Source organism: Streptomyces scopuliridis (assembly GCF_042790125.1).
GTDB lineage: Bacteria > Actinomycetota > Actinomycetes > Streptomycetales > Streptomycetaceae > Streptomyces > Streptomyces scopuliridis_A.
This window is the reverse complement of the sequence record NZ_JBHTZS010000059.1, coordinates 1-18,095: the sequence shown is the minus strand read 5'-3', so window position 1 is coordinate 18,095 and position 18,095 is coordinate 1. Positions and strand designations below refer to the sequence as shown.

Here is an 18,095-nt window from a genome sequence, read left to right as displayed (position 1 = left end):
CCCGCGAAGTGCTCGACGCGCATCCGGCGCGGCTGGCCGATCTGCTGCTCGACCGGCGCAGACGCCATCTGCTGCACCCGGTCAGCGCGCTCGCCAGGGCCGAAGGCCCCACGCCCGCCTCGCTGTTCGTCCCGCTGACCGTCTACCGCGCGGCCCGCCGGCTGGCGCGTACGCCGTACCGCACCGGTCTCGAAGAGGCCGCCGCTCGGCTCCCCCAGGCCAACAGGGGAGTACTGACCGCCGCCGCGATCAGCCCGCTGGGGGCGTCGCTGGCCGCCCTCACCTGGTCCCGGCCGGGGCCCGCCGCGCGCTGGCTGACGGGGGAGGCGCTCGCCGAAGTATCGGTTCGCCTGATGTCGGCGTCGACCCGGCCCACCTCCGTACAGCGCCCCGGGGAGGCCCGCGCCCGCGCGGCGCTCGCCCGGCACGCCGCCGACCACCGTGTCTTCGAACAGGCCGCGGAGATCCGCAGCCAGCGGCTGCACGCCCCGTTCCTCGACAACCAGGTGGTACGGGCCTGCCGCGAGCTGCCCGAGGCGCTGCGGGTGCAGCCGGGCGCCCGTGCGGACGTGCTCCGTACGGTCCTCGCGGGGGCCGGTATCCATGACCTCCCGCCGGGCTGGGGCGCCACGTCCCGGGACGGCACCGCCGCCACGACGCGCGTGGGGCTGCGCGCGGCCGTCGGCGAGCTGATCGACCTCTTCGACGCACCGCTGCTCGCCGACGCGGGCCTGGTGGAGGCCCGGGTCGTACGCAAGGCGCTGCGCGCGGCGGCCCAGGGCGAGCCGGTGCCCCTGGACGGGATCGCGGACCTGGTCTCCACGGAGCTGTGGCTGCGGCGGCTGCTGGCCCGGCGCGGCACCTGCTGGACGGGGACGGCGGCGCCGCGCCAGCGCGCGGTGGCGGGCGGCGTGGTCCCGCGGCCGACGCTGCACCAGTAGGGACGCCGCACCAGTAGGGACGCCGCACCAGCAGAGCGGGCCGGGCGGCCGGGCGGGGACGGGGGCCGCCGGCGATGCGGGCGGGGACCGTCGGTGCGGCGGGCGGGGACGGGGGCCGTCGGCGATGCGGGCGGCGCACCGGGGAAACCCGACGGCCGTTGTCAGACCCTCCGGTCACAATGGGCCGCGTGCGGTATCTCATCCTTGGCGTCACCGAGGTGCGTGACGGACACGGCGGGAGCCTGCCGCTGGGCGGACCCCGGCTGCGGGCGCTCCTCGCCGCGCTCGCGCTGCGTCCGGGCCGGTCCGTCGCCGTCGGTGAGCTGGTGGGCGAGGTGTGGGGCGGGGAGCCACCGCAGGACGCGCCCGCCGCGCTCCAGGCGCTCATCGGGCGGCTCCGGCGCGTCCTCGGCAAGGAGGCGATCGATTCGGCCCCCGGCGGCTACCGGCTCGCGGCCGTGCCGGACGACATCGATCTGTACGTCTTCGAGCGGCTCACGCGCGAGGGGGCCGAGCAGCTCGACGCGGGCGATCCGCGGAGCGCCGCCCGTACGCTGCGCGCGGCGCTCGCGCTCTGGCGTGGGGCGGCGCTCGCCGATCTGCCCGACCGGGACCGCGGCGTACGGCCCGAGGCCCAGCGGCTGGCCGCCCTCCAGCAGCGCATCGAGGCCGATCTGCGCCGGGGCGCCACGGCCACGCTCGTACCGGAGCTGAGGGAGCTGGCCGCGGACCACCCGTACGACGAACCCTTCAGGGCGCAGCTCATCCGGGCCCTGTGGGCGGAAGGCCGGCAGGCCGACGCGCTCGCGGCGTACGAGGACACGCGCCGCGTCCTCGCTGACGGGCTCGGCGCCGATCCGGGTCCCGAACTGACGGCGCTGCAAAGACAGTTGCTGGATGCCACCGGTGCGAACGGCGCCCGGGAGGCAGCCGGGGGGCCCGCCTCCCGCACGGCGGACGGCACCGCCCGTCGGACCGTCGCCGATGCCGCCGCCGGAGCCCCGGCGGGGGACAGCCATGAGCCGCACGGCAATCTGCGCCCCCGTCTGACCTCCTTCGTCGGCCGCGAGAGCGAACTCCACGCCATTCGCGCCGATCTGCGCCGCTCCCGTCTCGTCACGCTCACCGGCCCCGGCGGCTCCGGCAAGACCCGGCTCGCCGAGGAGTCCGCGCCCCGGAACGCCTGGCTCGTCGAGCTGGCCCCGCTGGACCATCCCTCCGCCGTCCCCGGCGCCGTACTGAGCGCGCTCGGGCTGCGCGAGACCCAGCTCGCCGCCCGCGACGGCCGCCCCGCCCAGAACGACCCGACCGCCCGGCTCGTCGAACATCTCGCCCGCAGCGGCACGCTCCTCGTCCTCGACAACTGCGAGCATGTGATCGGCGCCGCCGCCGCCCTGGCCGAGACCCTGCTCACGCACTGCCCCGGGCTGCGGATCCTGGCGACGAGTCGGGAGCCGTTGGGGGTGCCGGGGGAGTCGGTGCGGCCGGTGGAGCCGTTGCCGCCGGATCCGGCGCATCGGTTGTTCGCGGAGCGTGCGCGGGCGGTGCGGCCGGGGTTCGACGCGGCGGGGGACGCGGAGGCGGTGGCGGAGATCTGTCGTCGTCTTGACGGTCTGCCGCTGGCGATCGAGCTGGCGGCGGCGCGGCTGCGGATGTTGACGCCGCGTCAGATCGCGGATCGTCTCGATGACCGTTTCCGGCTGCTGAGCAGCGGGAGCCGGACGGTCCTGCCGCGGCAGCAGACGCTGCGCGCCGTCGTCGACTGGTCCTGGGACCTGCTGGACGAGCGGGAGCGTACGGTCCTGCGCGAGGTGTCCGTCTTCGCGGGCGGCTGGGATCTGACGGCGGCCGAGGGCGTGTGCGGCGGCGCGGCGGGCGTGGCGGGCGTGGCGGGCACGGCGGGCGTGGCGGGCGCGCCCCAAGGGTCCTTCGCCGCCGAGGGCGATCCCTCGGGCGGCGCGCCCCCCGGCTCCTCCGACCGCGCGTTCCCCGGCTCTTCCGCCGCGTTCCATGTCCCCGATCTGCTGGGCGCGCTGGTCGACAAGTCGCTCGTCGTCGCCACCCCGGCCCCCGGCCCCGGCGGCGCGATGCGCTACCGCCTCCTGGAGACCATCCACGAGTACGCCGCGGAACGCGCCGCCGAGGCACCGGCCGTACGGTCCGCCGCCGAGCGCGCGCACACCGCGTACTTCACCGCTCTCGCCGAGGAGGCCGAGCCCCGGCTGCGCTCCCGGGACCAACTCCCCTGGATCCGCCGCCTGGAGATCGAACTCGACAACATCCGCGCCGCCCTCCACCGCGCAGTCCTGGCGCGCGACGAGGAGACGACGCTGCGGCTGGTCTTCGCCACGGGCTGGTTCTGGTGGCTGCGCAACCACCGCCCCGAGGGCCTGGCCTGGGTGGAGTGCGCGCTCGGCCTGGGCGGCGAACCGGCCGGCACCGACGACCCCCGGTACTGGCCCCGGATGCAGCTCCGGGTGCTGTGGGTCTTTCTCGCCGGCGAGAGCGGCCAGACCGAGAGACTCCGCGCCGACCCGCACTTCCGGGAGCTTGTCCTGCGCATCCGCGAGGTCTTCGGCAGACCGGGTCCGCAGTCCGCCCGCTTCCCCGGGCTGCTCTGGGCACTGGTCGTCCACGCGAGCGACGAGAAGCTCGACATCCGCGCCATGATGGACGCGTCCATCGCCAACTGCCGTGCGTACGGCGGTGATTGGGAGACGGCCGTCATACTGATGGCCCGTACGCACATGATCGTCGACATGCCCGTCGGAATGGACGGTGTCGACGAGGACCTGGCCGAGCTGCGCGAGCTGAGCCGCCGCGTCGGTGACCGCTGGATGCGCGCGCAGGTGGCGAGCGCCGCCGGCGAGGCGGGCATGGCGCGCGGGCGGTACGAGGAGGCGCGGTGCGCGTACGAGGAAGCGCTGCGGTTCGCCCGCGAGGTGGGGGCGCACGCCGAGACGCCTTTCCTGCTCGCGCGTCTGGCCGAGCTGTCGTACCGCGCCGGTGACACGGACGCCGCGGAGAGACGGCTCGACCGCTCCGCCGAGGAGGCCGAGCGCTACCAGGTCCAGGACGCCCGCGCGTTCGTCCACTTCATGCGGGCGGTCTTCACCCTGGACCGGGGCGAGCCCTCCCGCGCCAGACTGCTGCTGGACGAGGCGCGATGCCACAGCGAGCGCGGCACCCCGCCACCGCACTTCGCCGCCATGATCAACGCCCTGGACGCGCGGATCGCCGCGTACGAGACGAAGGGACCGGTGGCCGCGGCCCGTTCGCTCGCGGCCGTGCTGCGGACGGCGCGGGAGAACCGGCTGACGGAACCCATCGTCGCCCAGCTCGCCGAGATGGCCGCCCCGGTGGTGCTGCTCGCCGGTGACCCGCGCCGCGCCGTCCGGATCCTGGCCGCCGCCGGCACATGGCGGGTGGACTGCCCGCGCTCCGTGCCGGAGTCGACGGAGGCCCGGCGGATCGAGACGCTCGCCCGCGCGGAGCTGGGCCCGCGGGGGTACGAGGCGGAGTACGAGGCCGGGCGCGCCCTCACCCCCGACCAGGTCGCCGAACTGCTGGAGCTGCCGGGCCGGGCGCCCGTCAGCGGCAGCTGATCCGGGACCGCCGCCGACGGCGTTGACGGGCTGCCCGGGCCGTGGACCGGGCAGCAGGTCTCTGCCTCAACTGGACCGACGTTCGCGCTCGACGACCCATCGCAGGGAGCGCAGGGCGGGCGGATCGTCGTCAAAGCGGCAGCATCCCCACGGGCAGCGCTCGTACGTGTGCATGCGGCGAGGGCCGGACTGTACCGCGTCCGAGGCCAGGTACCGCTCGGACCGTACGGCGAGCAGAGCCTGGAGGACGGCGGGGAGGCTCCGCGTCATGTCGGGCAACTCCCGCCCGCGAGTACGTCGTCGTCCGGGCCCGGCACTGACAGTGTGGCCCAGACGACCTTCCCGACCCCGCCGCGCTCGCTGACGCCCCACTGATCGGCCAGTGCGTCGACGATGACGAGCCCTCTGCCCTCGCACGCATCAGCATCAGGCGCCTTCCGCCGCGGTCGCTCGCGCGACGCGTCATGCACCTCGATACGCAGGGCACCAGGCGCCGCGAGGTAACGGGTTTCGATCTCCCGCCCTGGCGACACACGACCATGCCGCGCTGCGTTGGTGAGCAGTTCCGAGAGGATCAGCAGAGCCGAGTCCTCCAGTCCGCTCAGCCCCCAACCCGCCAGCGCCTTACGTAACTCCAGTCGCGCCAACCCGACACACGACGGATGACGATTCCACCGCAGCACCACAGCGTCGCCGTTCGGGTCGTGGACATACGCCATCAGGCCACCTCCATGCCGCAGGTGGCCACCCACAACTCCCGCCGCCGACGGCGTCGCAACCGCTGCTCGGCCCGCTCCCACCGTTCGAACTCGGCACGGGGGTACGGCACAAGGATCGCGCTGTGACTATTACGCGGTGTGGGACGGCAGGCATGAACGAAGACCACGGTGGCGCGATGCCCTGACGGTCGACACCTGGCCGAGGACACCGAGCGCGCCACTGTTGACCGGTGGCGCCCCGCGCCGGGGAACAAGAGCCGTAGCAGCGGCTCGAAGAGACGGACGATAGAGTCCATGCGTTGACGCTCCTTCAAAGCGTTGGCCATGCCCTCGGACCGGTTGCCTCGGTCGCGAGGGTCTTTGCTGCTACGTGCCGTCCGTACCTCTGCGTTGCAGTGAAGCCGGAGAAACCGCCGTTGACCGGGACTGTGAAGGGGCGCAGGGGTATGACGGCACCCACCGTGCGACGCCGAAGGCTGGGCCTGGAACTCAAGCGACTCCGTGAGAACGCCGGGTTGACGCTCGACGATGTAGTGACCCGCTCCGGCTTCAGTTCGTCGAAGATCTCCCGCATCGAGAGCGCCACGCGAGGTGCCCGACCGGCGGATATCGAACGGCTCCTCGACATCTACGAGGTGTCGGACGGCGACGTTGTCGCGTTCCTGCTGGTACTGGCGAGGGATGGCGGCAAACGCGGCTGGTGGCAGACCTACGATCTCTCGCCGGTGTACACCGACTTGATCAGTCTGGAAGCTGACGCGGCTTCGGTGAACACCTTCGAGCCGTTGCTCATCCCCGGTCTTCTGCAAACCGCCGCCTACGCCCGGGCTGCCGTCGGAGCAATCATGATGACGGCGACTCCCGAAGAGATCGCACCACGCGTCGAGGTACGCATGGCACGTCAATCCGTACTCAGCCGTCCCGAGCCCCTGAAGTTGAGGGCGATCATTCATGAAGCCGCGCTGTCAGCGCGCACCCCTGACGTCGGCGTCATGCGCGATCAGTTGCAGAGGCTCCTGGATCTGGCCGTCTATCCGCACGTCAGAATCCAAGTGCTGCCAAAGGATGCCGAGTTGCACCCGGGAACGGCAGGAGGCTTCACGGTGCTCGGCTTCGGCCAGCCCGGCCTGGATGTGGTGTTGCTGGAGCACCTTGAAAGTAGTCTCTATATCGAACAGTTGGCGGGGGTGGAGCGATATGTCGAAGCGTACGAGCGACTCACCGCCTCTGCCCTGCCGTTCGACAAGTCGCTGTCTCTCATTGCCGGGAAGAAGGATGCACTTCAATGAGCCCGTTCGTCCCCAGAGAACCCGCTTTGGCGTGGCGGAAGTCCAGCTACAGCGGAGCTGACAGCAACTGCGTCGAGGTTGCCGTCGCCCGGATCGACATGACACCCGTACGCGACAGCAAGGCTCCAGACGGCCCCCGCCTCACCTTCGGTGCGGGCGCCTGGACGTCCTTCGTGACAGCGCTGAAGGCGGACGCGGGCCCTTGGATCTGATGTCCTCACGCAGCGGCCCGCCCTGCTGAGCAGCACGAAGCCCGTCCGTGCGCCACAGGAGCAGCGCACGGACAGGTCTCGGATCACCGAGGCGGCGAGGACCACCGGGTCATTTGTCGTCGCCCCCGCCTTGCGGTTGAGGGTCACGCGGCGCCTCGGGGGGGGGGCATGGAGCCCCCGTCGTGCTTACCGCCATCCGCCTCCCAACATGCCGGGTGGCGGAACGGAACGCCCCTCCACCCCTCGGCGTCAGGTGCGCGTGTCCCGTACGAATCGATGCGCTCAGGGCCGGCAATACTCACGGGTCTTCTCCTTTCTGGGGCCACGCGTCCCCAACCTCGGAACATCGGGAGGGGATCGCGGGGCACCGCCCTGCGACTGGCCACTCGCCCCAACTGAGGCGGCCGGGTCCTCGTCACACCTCAACGGGATTTCTACAGGCGGCGTCGCAGATCTCGTCGGCTCGCTCATCGCGTCTCCTGGCGTCGTCCGGATGACGACCAAGCTAGGAAGGCTGAGCCTTCAACACATAGTCAGTTCTACGTTGTTGCATACGAGTTCTCAGCGCAGGGAATCAAGCGCCTCAGCCACCAACGCTCGTGCCTCCGCCCCGTACACGGCCAGTTCTCGAAGCTCCGCGAACGCTGTGACGTACATGGCTACCTCACTCGGCACCGTGAGTGTCACTTGAGCGGTCAGGAGTTCCACATGTACACGCTGCTCATCGAAGATGTTGAACGCCTCAAGGGTCCAGATGTCCCGTTCCCGCGTCGCGAAAGGGATCACTCCGAGGGACACGGCGGGCAGCGACATAGCCGATAGGAGGTGTCCCAACTGACCGGCCATCGCCTCTGCGTCCCCGATCTGGTACCGCAATACCGATTCCTCAACGATGAAAGTGAAGCGATGGCCCGCGTCATGCAGCACCCTGGAACGGGCCAGGCGGGCGGCTACCGCCTCCGTGGTGTCGTCGGGAGTGCCGTGAAACCGGCTGATGACCGACAGGAGCGCAGACGCGTACGCAGGCGTCTGAAACAGTCCCGGCACGACGTGCGAGGCATAGCCCCGGAGCAGCTTGGTTCGCTCGTACAGCGGGGTGCGAGACTCTTGCAGACGCCGCAGGCCCGTGCGCTGTAACCGCTTCCACTCCAGATACATGGAGTCGGCCGTACGCGATGCGGCGATGATGTCGGCTGTCTGATCGTCGGCGTCGCACCCGGCGCACCATGCACGGATATCAGCGTCGGACGGGGGCGTGCGCGCGTTCTCGATGCGGGAGACCTTGGACTTGTGCCAGCCGCAGCGAACGGCTAGCTCATGCCCTTTCAGCTCAGCGTCCAGGCGCACTTCACGGAGTCTTGCCGCCACGTTCTTCCGGGCGGTCTCGACGCTCGATGACTGGTAGTGGGGCATGAGCCGCTGTCTCTTGACCGCAGGTCAGACGACGAACCTCTCGTGTGGTGTCGCGCGCTCCCAGACGGACTCAAAGGCGTCGGCGCACAGCTTGACCACCGCTGGGTCGTCGCACAGTTCATGCCCGGCTGACGCGCCGTCCCCGGAGAAGTGGCCGAAGCGGATCAGCCGGTCGTCGAACAGCCAGAGATCCGCGCCGGGGAGAGCGAGCCTCGCGGCATCGCGCCGGGGCAGCCACCGGATCAACTCGCCGGCCTCGGCGTTGAGATACGTACCCGCGTGCTCGTACCGGATGTAGTCGCTGGCGGGTATGGAGACGATCCGGGCGCGGCGCATCACCACGCCACGGCCTACGGTTTCACGCACCAAGTCCAGCCAGGGGCGGCGTCGAGTGACGGACTCGGGGGAGATCTCCCCTCGCACCTGCCACTCGGCGAAGTCGTCGGATTCGGACGCCACGCCGTACACGTCGCGCATCTCAAGGTGAACGGCGGACCTGTGACAGTCGCTGATCAGCTCAGCGAACGGCGGCACGCTGTTCGGCTTCATCGCATGCCCTTCTGATCAGTGGCACCATGCGTGCCGGGATACGGATCACTGTCTCAGTGTCGGGGATGTGCCCGACCGTCCGGCATTCCGCTTCGGTTGCCTCGTCGGCCTTCCAGCCTTGGAACAGAAGGTCCGCCGACGTGTCGTCCACCCAAACGGTCGGGCAGTCGTCGCCGTTGGTGTTCGGGTCCTTGCCGAAGAGCAGTAGAGCCATGACCTTGACTCCTGTCTGGTTGGTTGCGCCTTGATGCACGAGCATCCCGTCCACAGGGCGTCGGGGACAAGGGCGCGGCGCAACGCCCGCCCCCGCCCGACCAACCCGGCGCCCGTCAGCGGCAGCTGATCCGGGACCGCGCCCAGTCGGCGAGCGCCACCACGTCGGACGGCTTGTGCGGCTCGACCACCAGCCGGATGGTCTTCCGTCCGGAGATCCCCACATCCACCGGTACGGCCGCGTCGCCGCCGTTCAGCACGGGCGAGCGCCAGAGCCGCGTCCCGTCGCCGTACAGCGAGAAGCGCACGGAACCCAGCCCCATCGTGAGATCGTCCACGCCGACCAGGGCCGCGTAGCGGGTGCAGCTCCGGTTGAGATCGATCGTGACCGACGAGGTGGCGTGCATGGTCACGCCGTGGTCGTAGCGGGTGCCGCCGATCGTCACGCTCGACCGCTGCCAGAGCCAGCCGCTCGTGCCGAGCCGTACCTCCGGCTTGGAGCCGTCGCCGAAGGCGCCGTACGCCAGCTGGTTCACCTGGAAGTCGGCCGGGGGCGGCGGCTCCGGGCTGGGAGGCGGCGTGGGTGCGGGAGGCGCCGGTGGTGTGGGCCTCGGCGTGGCCGGGGGCTTCGGGGCGGGGGTCCGCGACGGAGTGGGCTTCGGCGAGGGCGCGGGCTTCTCGCCGGGCGTGGCGGTGGGCTTGGGCTTGGGCGCGGGCTTGGGCGCGGGCTCGGGTGCGGCCGGGGGCGGCGTGGGCGCGGCCGGTTCTGACGGCTCTGGTGACGGGGCCGGCTTCTGCGGTACGAGAGGCCGGGCGACGGGCGGCTCGGCCTTCGGCGGCTTTCCGGGCCCGGGGTTGTTCACCAGCGCGAAGACGAGACCGGCCGCCGCGGCGACGGCCACCAGCCCGCCGATGCCGGCCTTCACGGGGGCGCCGAGCCCCTCGGACGCGGCGGCTCCACCGGCGGCCCCGCCCGTGGTCCCGCCGGACGCTCCGGCGGCGGTGCCCCCCGAGGCACCGGTCGCCGCGGCGGCGGCCCCTGCCCCCGCCGCTCCGGCGGCCCCGCCCGCCACGATCCCGGCCGCCTTCAGCGAGTAGCCGACGGCGAACCAGCCGATCACCGCGATCGGCAGCACCCCTGGGATCTCGGCGTTGAACTGCGCCAGTTCGCCCGCCGCGAGACGGCACTTCACGCACTCGTCCAGATGCTTGCGCAGCCCGCGTTCGGCACGCATCCGCAGCCCGCCGCGCGCATACGCCCCCAGCCGGTCCGCGTACCGGGAGCAGTCGCCCGCCGAGGTGAGCGCGGAGTTCACATGCGCCTGTAGATACGCCTGTTTGAGGCCCTCGCGCGCCCGGCTGGCCAGCACCGCCGTGGCATTGGCGGTCAGCCCGAAGAGCGGCGCGACCTCGCTCGGCGACTCCTCCTCCACCGTGGTGTGCCAGAGCACGGCCTGCCAGCGCTCGGGCAGGCTGCGGAACGCCTGCATGGCCATGGACTGCTCGGCCTCGCGCATCGCCAGGACGTCCGCGCCCAGATCGAGGGTGTCCGCGTCCGAGACCTCGGAGGCGCGCGCGGCCTGCGCCGCGAACACCGCGAAGTCCTCGACCAGTTGCTCCCGTTTCGCGGACTTCGTCCAGGACGCGGCCACGCGCCGTACGGTCGTCATCAGATAGGCGCGCACCGCCTGCTCGGGCCCGGCCCCGCCCCGTACCGCCTGCAACGTACGGGCGAACACCTCGGCCGTCAGGTCCTCGGCGGTGTGCGCGTCGCGGCAGCAGGTACGGGCGTAACGGCGCACCGGTTCCGAGTGCCTGCGGAACAGCTCCTCGTACGCGTGGTCGTCGCCGTTCCGCATCCGCTGGATCAGATCGGCGTCCGACAGGGGCCGTCCGGCCGCGGCCAGTTCGAGTGTCGGATGATCCGCCACCGGCTCCGGAGGCCGCTCCACGGAGGAACCGCCGCTCCGGCCGCGCTGCGACGGCACGCTAGCCTCCGCCTCCACGGATCCGGGTCCGGTTCCGCCGCCGGTAACGCCGCCTCTGAGCGGCTCGTCCCGTCCCTCACTCCTCATCGCGGCAGCCCCCGTACGCACCCCTCTGACCCGAACACCGAGCCAGCGTGCCACAGCGCGCCGCACCGCCCGGGCCTTCGTGCCCGGCAACCACTCATCCGGGGCGGTTTCCCGGACGATCGCTTTAATCTTCACCCTTTCGGGGAAAGATCAACGGCGTTTATCGGTAGGTCAGTTCGATACGGAAGGCCGCGAGGGCCGGAACGGACCCCCGCGACCGTACGTACGGGCCCCGCCCCTCACACGGGCCGGGACCGCAGCCCTTCCAGCAGGATGTCCAGCAGCCGTGCCGAGGCCGCCGCCTGATGCGCGGCGTCCGGCAGCGCGGGCGCGGCCGTGGCTATCACCAGCAGCACATCGGCCACGGTCACATCGCCCCGCAGCTCACCCGCCGCCCGTGCCCGCTCCACCAGCTGTCCGACGACCTCCAGCAGTTCGACGGCGCCCGGGTCGTCCAGCTCTTCCGCCGGCGGCCGCTGCCCGACCACCCGCAGCTCGGGCGGGCCGGCCTGCCGCTGCTGCGGCACCCGCGCCTCGTCCTGCGCGCCGCGCCCCGCCGCCTCGTCCTCGGCGTCCGCGCCCACCCGCAGCACCTGCGGAGGCAGCAGCCGCCCCGCGCCCGACGCCACCGAGGTGCGCAGGAAGCGGGAGAGAGCCGACCATGGCTCGTCCTCCTGCCCCAGCGCCGTACGCGCCTGGTCCGTCAGCCGGGACGTCTCCTCCTCGGCTATCCGCCTGACCAGTACGTCCTTGCTCGGGAAGCGCCGGTAGACCGTACCGACACCGACCCTGGCCCGGCGCGCCACGTCCTCCATCGGCGCCCCGTACCCCAGCTCGCCGAACACCTCGCGAGCCGCCCGCAGTACATGCTCCAGATTGCGCTGCGCGTCCACGCGGAGCGGCGCCGAGCGGCCGGCTGTGCCCGCCGCGCTCGCCGTACCCACCGCGGTCGCCGTGCCTATGGCGTCCGCCGTATCCGCCGTTCCCGTTCTTACGCCGTCGTCCGTAACGACGGCAGCCTGCCGATGCGAATCCTGAATGTGCATAGCGTTCCCCCGGTAATGATGTCTCCCCCCGGAGACTCCCCGCCCTGACAGCCGAGGTCGCGGTCCAGTCACGAGCCGGACACCCCGACGAGATACGAACATAGTTGAGCCCGGGTCAATTCAGAAGGGGGTGGTTCCGCACGGAGCGCCCCCCGATCGGAGCAAGGACCGGAAGGTGCCTGATTCACCCCCCTCCCGCCCCCGCCCGCGCCCACGCTGACCTGCGTTCCTCCGGCGATACCCGCGTTTTCGTCCGGGCGGGGCCGCGAACGGCCTCCGGTCACACAATCTGTCGCGCCTGTGGACAAACACCGGGCCCCGTTGCGTCATGGGATGGTGAAGGCTGAGAACTCCCGGGGGACGACCCCCGCTCCATCGCCTGCCGCGCGCGTTCTCGTGGTCGGCGGCGGCTATGTCGGGATGTACACCGCGCTGCGTCTCCAGCGGCAGCTGAAGAGCGGCGAGGCCGAGGTCATCGTCGTGACCCCCGACCCTTATATGACGTATCAGCCCTTCCTGCCGGAAGCGGCGGCCGGGAACATCTCTCCCCGCCATGTCGTGGTCCCGCTGCGGCGGGTGCTGCCCGGCTGCACGCTCCTCATCGGCGAGGCCACGGCCATCGACCACGCCAGGCGCACCGCCACCCTGCGGACCCTCGGCTCCGAGGAGGAGGGAACCGGCACCGTCGAGGTCGGCTACGACGAACTCGTCCTCGCGCCGGGCTCCGTCTCCCGGACCCTCCCCATCCCCGGTCTGGCCGACCACGGCATCGGCTTCAAGACCGTCGAGGAGGCCATCGGCCTGCGCAACCACGTCATCGAGCAGATGGACATCGCCTCCTCCACCCGCGACCCCGCGATCCGCGCCGCCGCCCTGACCTTCGTCTTCGTGGGCGGCGGCTACGCGGGCGTGGAGGCGCTCGCCGAGCTGGAGGACATGGCCCGCTACGCCTCGCGGTATTACCACAACATCAAGGCCGACGACATGAAGTGGATCCTCGTCGAGGCCACCGGCAAGATCCTCCCCGAGGTCGGCGAGGAGATGGGCAAGTACGCCGTGCGCGAGCTGCGCGCCCGCAATATCGACGTACGGCTCGACACCCGCCTGGAATCCTGCGAGGACCGGGTCGCCGTACTGAGCGACGGCGCCCGCTTCCGTACCCGTACGGTCGTCTGGACCGCCGGCGTCAAACCGCACCCGATCCTCGCGGCCGGCGATCTGCCGCTGAACGAACGGGGCCGCCTCGTCTGTACGGCGAAGCTCTCCGTCGACGGAGTCGAACACGCCTGGGCGGCCGGCGACGCGGCGGCCGTCCCCGATCTGACGGCGGACGAGCCCGGCAGGGAGTGCGCGCCCAACGCCCAGCACGCGGTACGCCAGGCCAAGGTTCTCGCCGAGAACATCGTCGCTTCCCTGCGCGGCGAACCCCTCCAGGACTACCGTCACGCTTACGCGGGCTCCGTCGCGTCCCTCGGCCTCCACAAGGGCGTGGCGCATGTCTACGGCCGTAAGCTCAAGGGCTATCCGGCCTGGCTGATGCACCGCGTGTACCACCTCAGCCGCGTCCCCACCTTCAACAGGAAGGCCCGCGTCCTCGCGGAATGGACCCTTTCCGGGCTCTTCAAACGGGAGATCGTCTCCCTCGGTTCGCTGGAGCACCCGCGCGCCGAATTCGAACTCGCCGCAGGAGGCGAACGTCCCGAACGCCCCAAGGACACGTAGAAGACCGGTACGTGGAAGACGCGACTGGCCCCGCTGTCAGTGCGTTCGGCCACACTGGACGTGTGACCATAGGTGGGTTCACATCTGCACAGAGTGATCCGGCCCGCTCGGCGCAATCCGGCCCCGACGACCTGCCCCGGCTCGACCAGCCCGGCCAAGACGAACAGCAAAACGACACCATGAGGCCTGAGAATCCGTGAACTTCACGCGTTGGAGCGCCCGGCTCCCCGGTACGCGGCGCCGCGCCGCCACGCGGACGGGGCGCGGTTCCGTGCCCGCGGCCCGTGGTGAGTACGAGCAGCGGCCCGACCCCGAGCCCGACCCGGCCCCCGTAACGGACGTTCCCGCACTCGAAGACCTCTCCGTACGGGAAATCCTCGGCGGACTGCCCGCCCTGGTCGCCCTGCTGTACGGCCCCGAGCACCGGGTGGCGTATGTGAACGACGCGTACGCCGCGGCCTTCGGCCCCCGCCCGCTCGGCGCCACGGCGGCCGCGAGCTGCCCCGAGCTGGCCGAGCTGGGGCTGTTCCCGCTGCTCGACCAGGTGCTCCGCAGCGGAAAGCCGCGCACGGTCAAGTCACGCAGGGTCCAGGTCCGCGGCCGGCAGAAGGAGCAGGCCAAGGAGCAGACCGACAGAACCCCGGGTTCCCCGGGAGCCCAGGGCTTCCAGGAGGGCTCGTACACCATCACCTGCACCCCGGTCGACTGCCAGGGCTCCGGCGGCGTCCTCGTCTTCGCCGCCGATGTCACCGACCACGCCGAGGCGGCCGAGCGCCTTCGCACCAGCGAGCGCAGACACCGCCAGACCGCGGTCACCCTCCAGCGCTCCCTGCTCCCGCAGGAGCTGGAGCAGCCCGACGATCTGCGCGTCGCCGCCACGTACCAGCCGGGCGGCGAGGACGCCGCGGTCGGGGGCGACTGGTACGACGTGATCACGCTCGGCGCCGGGCGTACGGCCCTGGTCATCGGCGACGTCATGGGCCGGGGCGTGCGCGCCGCCGCCGTCATGGGCCAGCTGCGCACGGCCGTCCGCGCCTACGCCCGGCTCGATCTCCCGCCGCACGAAGTCCTCCAGCTGCTCGACGGACTCGCCGCGGAGATCGACGCCAGCCAGATCGCCACCTGCGTCTACGCCGTCCACGACCCCAACGAAGGGCGGCTCGTGTACGCGTCCGCCGGCCATCTCCCGATCCTGGTACGGGCCGAGGACGGCTCGGTCCAGCGCGCGGCGGATCCGACAGGCCCGCCGCTGGGCACCGGCGGCTGGCTGCACTCCTCCGGTTCCATCCCGCTCCCGCCCGGCTCCACGGCCGTCCTCTACACGGACGGCCTGGTCGAGCGGCGCGGCGAGGACATCGACGAGGGCGTCGCCTCCCTGGAGCGCGCGCTCTCCGGCGCGAAGGGGTCGCCCCAGGTCGTCTGCGACCGGCTGATCCGTTCCCAGGGCGTCACGGCCGACCATGACGACGATGTCGCGGTGCTCGTCCTGCAACACCCGTCCCGCACCGGCCCGGACGCGGAGCTGTTCCACAACGCCGCGCTCGATCTGCTCGGCGGCATCGAGGCCGCCCCGCGCGCCCGCGCCTTCGCGATGGGGGTGCTCGCCTCCTGGCGCTTCCCCGTCGAGCTGCGCGATCTGGGGGTGCTGGCCACCAGCGAACTGGTGGCGAATTCCTTGCAGCACGGCACCCCGCCCATGCGCCTCAGACTCCGGCGTACCGACCGCCGGCTGATCATCGAGGTGACGGACGGCGACGACCATCTGCCGCGCCGCCGCCGCGCCGAACCGGCGGACGAGGCGGGCCGCGGAATCTCGATCGTCGCGACGATCGCCTCGTCCTGGGGATCACGCCGTACACCGGGGGGTGGCAAGGCGGTGTGGTGCGAGTTCGCACTGCCGCACTGACCGCCACGGCGGTGGGCCGCGGTCAGCCCGGCGTCGACGCCAAGGCAGTCGCGGTCTCCGGCCGGTGCCGTACGACAACCCGGGACGCCGGGACGAGCGAGGGCTGGTCCTGTACGGGCGTGAGCTGCCGCCCCAGCCGGAGGGCGAGCACGGTGATGCCGAGCGAGAACAGCACGAACGTCACGATGTACGGACCGTGCAGCGCGGCCCCCATGGGACCGCCCACGGCCGGACCGACGGCCAGCGCGAGCTGCTTGACCAGCGCGAACGCCGAGTTGTACTGACCGACCATCGAGGCCGGGGCCAGGTCGGCCACCAGCGGGGCCACGGTCGGCGACAGCATCGCCTCACCGAGCCCGAACAGCGCGTACGTCGAGATGAAGGCGACCGTCGCCACCATCTGACCGCCGTGTCCGAGCCCCGCGTACCCCGCGATGACCCAGGCGAGAGCCCAGATCAGCCCGACGGCCGCGATCACCCGGCTGCGCTTGCGCCGCTCGACCAGCCGCAACACCACGAACTGCGCGATCACGATCACCGCCGTATTGGCGGCCAGCGCGATCCCGAGCGTCGACGGATCGATCCCGGCCGCCTCCGTGCCGTACGCGGCGAGCCCCGACTCGAACTGCCCGTAGCAGGCGAAGAACAGCACGAACCCCAGCACGCAGAGCTGAAGCATGGCCCGGTGGCCCAGCAGCGCCCGCATCCCGCCGCCCCGGCCACCGGCGTCGGCGTCCTGGGGAACGGCGCCCGCGAGGGCGGCCGGCCGGGGCAGCCGGACGGTGAGGGCTATGCCGGCCAGGACGAGGAACATCACGGCCTCGATGGAGAACAGCAGGGTGAAGCTTCCCGGCCTGCTCGCGTCGACGAGCTGCCCGCCGATCAGGCCACCGACGCCGAGCCCCAGATTGGCCAGGAAGAACTGCGTCGCGAACGCCCGCGTCCGCGTCGTGGGCGACGAACACCAGACGATCATCGTGGCCAGGGCCGGCTGCATGACGGCCGTGCCGGCACCGAGAAGCGTGGCCGACAGCACGGCCGCCGGGACGCTCCCGGACACCCCCATGGCCAGCGCGCCGACGGATGCCAGCACCGCGCCCCCCACCAGCACGGGCAGCGGCCCGCGCCGGTCGATGACCCGGCCGGTGAACGGAAGGACGACCAGTGCCGCCATGGCGAAGACCGCCAGCACGGCACCGGCCGTACCCGCGCCCAGGTCCCGTACCTGAGCCACATACACATAGAGATACGGAACCGTGAACCCGAGCCCGAACGCACTCAGCGCGTTCCCTGCCTGGATCCGGCGCATCGCTGCGCCCATCGCCCTGGTCACACTCACCTGCCTCAGAAGATCGAAGAACTGAAGTCTGAAGACTTCAAAGCTAAAGTTAGAGCTTTAACAATACACACCGAAGGACTTCAATGCCAGTAGAGCTGCGTGGCATACTGCCCCGATGTCCGACACCCCCGAGAAACCCGGCACGCCGGATCTCCAGGAGCCGAGCCTCGACGAGCAGATCGCCGCCTACCAGCGCGAGTTCCGGGATCTCGACCCCCAGGTCGAGCAGATCGTCTCGGCACTCGGCCGGCTGAACCGCCGTATGAACGTGGCGTACGGCCGGCAGGTCTCCGACCTCGGTATCAGCAACGCCGAGTGGGAGGTCCTCAAGACCCTCGTACTCGCCGGAGCCCCCTACCGCCTGGGCCCCGGCGAACTCGCCAAGCGCCTCGGCCTCACACCGGCCGCCATGACCCACCGCATCGACCGCATGGCAGGCGAGGGCCTGGTCACGCGCGACCGCGACGAGAGCAACCGCGTACGCGTCATCGTCGAGCTGACGGACGAGGGCCGTACGAAGTGGCTCGCAGCGATGCGGATGGCCACCGACTTCGAGGAGGAGCTGCTCCAGGACCTGTCCGGAGACGAGCGCGGAGTCCTCGGCGAGATGCTGATCCGCCTCCTGCGCCGCGTGGAACACGCCCAGCCGGACGCGGGCGGACGCCTGAAGGACCTCGACTAGAACGGAGTGGGAAGGCCGTGAGCGGGGTGGTTTGACACGCCCCCGGCCGGTCCGTAAGGTTCTCCGAGCTGTCACAGGGCCGGAACGGTTCTGCGACAGCCACTCACGCCGCAGCAGCGGCACCCAAACTCAGCACGATCTCCCAGCCGGGATGAATTTCGGCATGCCGAAATTAATTTCGAAGACTCGATTATGAGTCGTCTGCGGAATCCGCTAGAGTCTGGGACGTCGGAACGGCCCAACGGCCGGGATGACAAGCCCACTCCGACTGGGAATCAGGACCGAAAGGATCTGATAGAGTCGGAATCGCTGGAAAGGGAAACGCGAAAGCGGAAAACTGGAAGGCGGCCCCGCTCCGACGGGGAATCGGACACGAAAGAGTCT

General features: G+C 71.3%; 15 protein-coding genes. 7 read left to right on the top strand and 8 right to left on the bottom strand.

What is annotated here, in order from left to right; genetic code table 11:
- Both ACFRKB_RS38450 and ACFRKB_RS38445 read left to right on the top strand, forming a co-directional pair.
- A partial coding sequence (locus ACFRKB_RS38450) for an asparagine synthase-related protein (protein WP_383111236.1) occupies positions 1-941 on the top strand: 941 nt, incomplete at its 5' end.
- 188 nt (positions 942-1,129) lie between these two features.
- Complete coding sequence (locus ACFRKB_RS38445) at positions 1,130-4,546, top strand: AfsR/SARP family transcriptional regulator (protein WP_383111235.1); 3,417 nt, start codon at positions 1,130-1,132, stop codon at positions 4,544-4,546.
- A gap of 66 nt (positions 4,547-4,612) precedes the next feature.
- Here the strand turns inward: ACFRKB_RS38445 and ACFRKB_RS38440 are convergent, their stop codons facing one another.
- Entirely contained in the window at positions 4,613-4,816 is a 204-nt protein-coding gene (locus ACFRKB_RS38440; protein ID WP_383111234.1) for a hypothetical protein, read from the bottom strand.
- The gene (locus ACFRKB_RS38435; protein WP_383111233.1) at positions 4,813-5,265 is read right to left on the bottom strand and encodes an ATP-binding protein; all 453 of its coding nucleotides are present in this window, start codon (positions 5,263-5,265) and stop codon (positions 4,813-4,815) included. The genes ACFRKB_RS38440 and ACFRKB_RS38435 overlap by 4 nt, the downstream gene beginning before the upstream one ends.
- 446 nt (positions 5,266-5,711) lie before the next feature.
- On the opposite strand from ACFRKB_RS38435, the gene ACFRKB_RS38430 reads away from it, so the two are divergent.
- Complete coding sequence (locus ACFRKB_RS38430; protein WP_383111232.1) at positions 5,712-6,554, top strand: helix-turn-helix domain-containing protein; 843 nt, start codon at positions 5,712-5,714, stop codon at positions 6,552-6,554.
- Complete coding sequence (locus ACFRKB_RS38425) at positions 6,551-6,766, top strand: DUF397 domain-containing protein (protein WP_383111231.1); 216 nt, start codon at positions 6,551-6,553, stop codon at positions 6,764-6,766. The genes ACFRKB_RS38430 and ACFRKB_RS38425 overlap by 4 nt, the downstream gene beginning before the upstream one ends.
- A gap of 561 nt (positions 6,767-7,327) precedes the next feature.
- Here the strand turns inward: ACFRKB_RS38425 and ACFRKB_RS38420 are convergent.
- The 5 genes from ACFRKB_RS38420 to ACFRKB_RS38400 form a co-directional block, all read right to left on the bottom strand.
- Positions 7,328-8,179 (bottom strand): helix-turn-helix domain-containing protein, encoded by an 852-nt coding sequence (locus tag ACFRKB_RS38420; RefSeq protein WP_383111230.1) that lies wholly within the window; start codon positions 8,177-8,179, stop codon positions 7,328-7,330.
- Between the two features lie 24 nt (positions 8,180-8,203).
- Positions 8,204-8,728 carry a DUF6879 family protein gene (locus tag ACFRKB_RS38415; protein ID WP_383111229.1) on the bottom strand — a complete coding sequence of 175 codons (525 nt, stop codon included), beginning with the start codon at positions 8,726-8,728 and terminating at the stop codon, positions 8,204-8,206.
- Positions 8,697-8,942, bottom strand: coding sequence for a hypothetical protein (locus tag ACFRKB_RS38410; protein ID WP_383111228.1), 246 nt, complete (start codon positions 8,940-8,942; stop codon positions 8,697-8,699). Before ACFRKB_RS38410 ends, ACFRKB_RS38415 begins: the two co-directional genes overlap by 32 nt.
- 115 nt (positions 8,943-9,057) lie before the next feature.
- Entirely contained in the window at positions 9,058-11,016 is a 1,959-nt protein-coding gene (locus tag ACFRKB_RS38405) for a sigma-70 family RNA polymerase sigma factor (protein WP_383111227.1), read from the bottom strand.
- A 239-nt stretch (positions 11,017-11,255) separates the two neighbouring features.
- Entirely contained in the window at positions 11,256-12,062 is an 807-nt protein-coding gene (locus ACFRKB_RS38400) for a TetR/AcrR family transcriptional regulator (protein ID WP_383111226.1), read from the bottom strand.
- 333 nt (positions 12,063-12,395) lie between these two features.
- Here ACFRKB_RS38400 and ACFRKB_RS38395 point away from each other — a divergent pair, with 333 nt between their 5' ends.
- Both ACFRKB_RS38395 and ACFRKB_RS38390 read left to right on the top strand, forming a co-directional pair.
- Positions 12,396-13,784: an NAD(P)/FAD-dependent oxidoreductase gene (locus tag ACFRKB_RS38395; protein WP_383111225.1), complete on the top strand. Its 1,389-nt coding sequence runs from the start codon at positions 12,396-12,398 to the stop codon at positions 13,782-13,784.
- A 196-nt stretch (positions 13,785-13,980) separates the two neighbouring features.
- Positions 13,981-15,690, top strand: a complete 1,710-nt coding sequence (locus tag ACFRKB_RS38390) for an ATP-binding SpoIIE family protein phosphatase (RefSeq protein WP_383111224.1) — start codon at positions 13,981-13,983, stop codon at positions 15,688-15,690.
- Positions 15,691-15,712: 22 nt separating this feature from the next.
- On the opposite strand, the gene ACFRKB_RS38385 is transcribed toward ACFRKB_RS38390, so the two are convergent.
- Positions 15,713-17,011: an MFS transporter gene (locus tag ACFRKB_RS38385; RefSeq protein ID WP_383111237.1), complete on the bottom strand. Its 1,299-nt coding sequence runs from the start codon at positions 17,009-17,011 to the stop codon at positions 15,713-15,715.
- Positions 17,012-17,144: 133 nt separating this feature from the next.
- On the opposite strand from ACFRKB_RS38385, the gene ACFRKB_RS38380 reads away from it, so the two are divergent.
- Positions 17,145-17,711, top strand: a complete 567-nt coding sequence (locus tag ACFRKB_RS38380) for a MarR family winged helix-turn-helix transcriptional regulator (RefSeq protein ID WP_383111223.1) — start codon at positions 17,145-17,147, stop codon at positions 17,709-17,711.
- Positions 17,712-18,095: the final 384 nt, after the last annotated feature.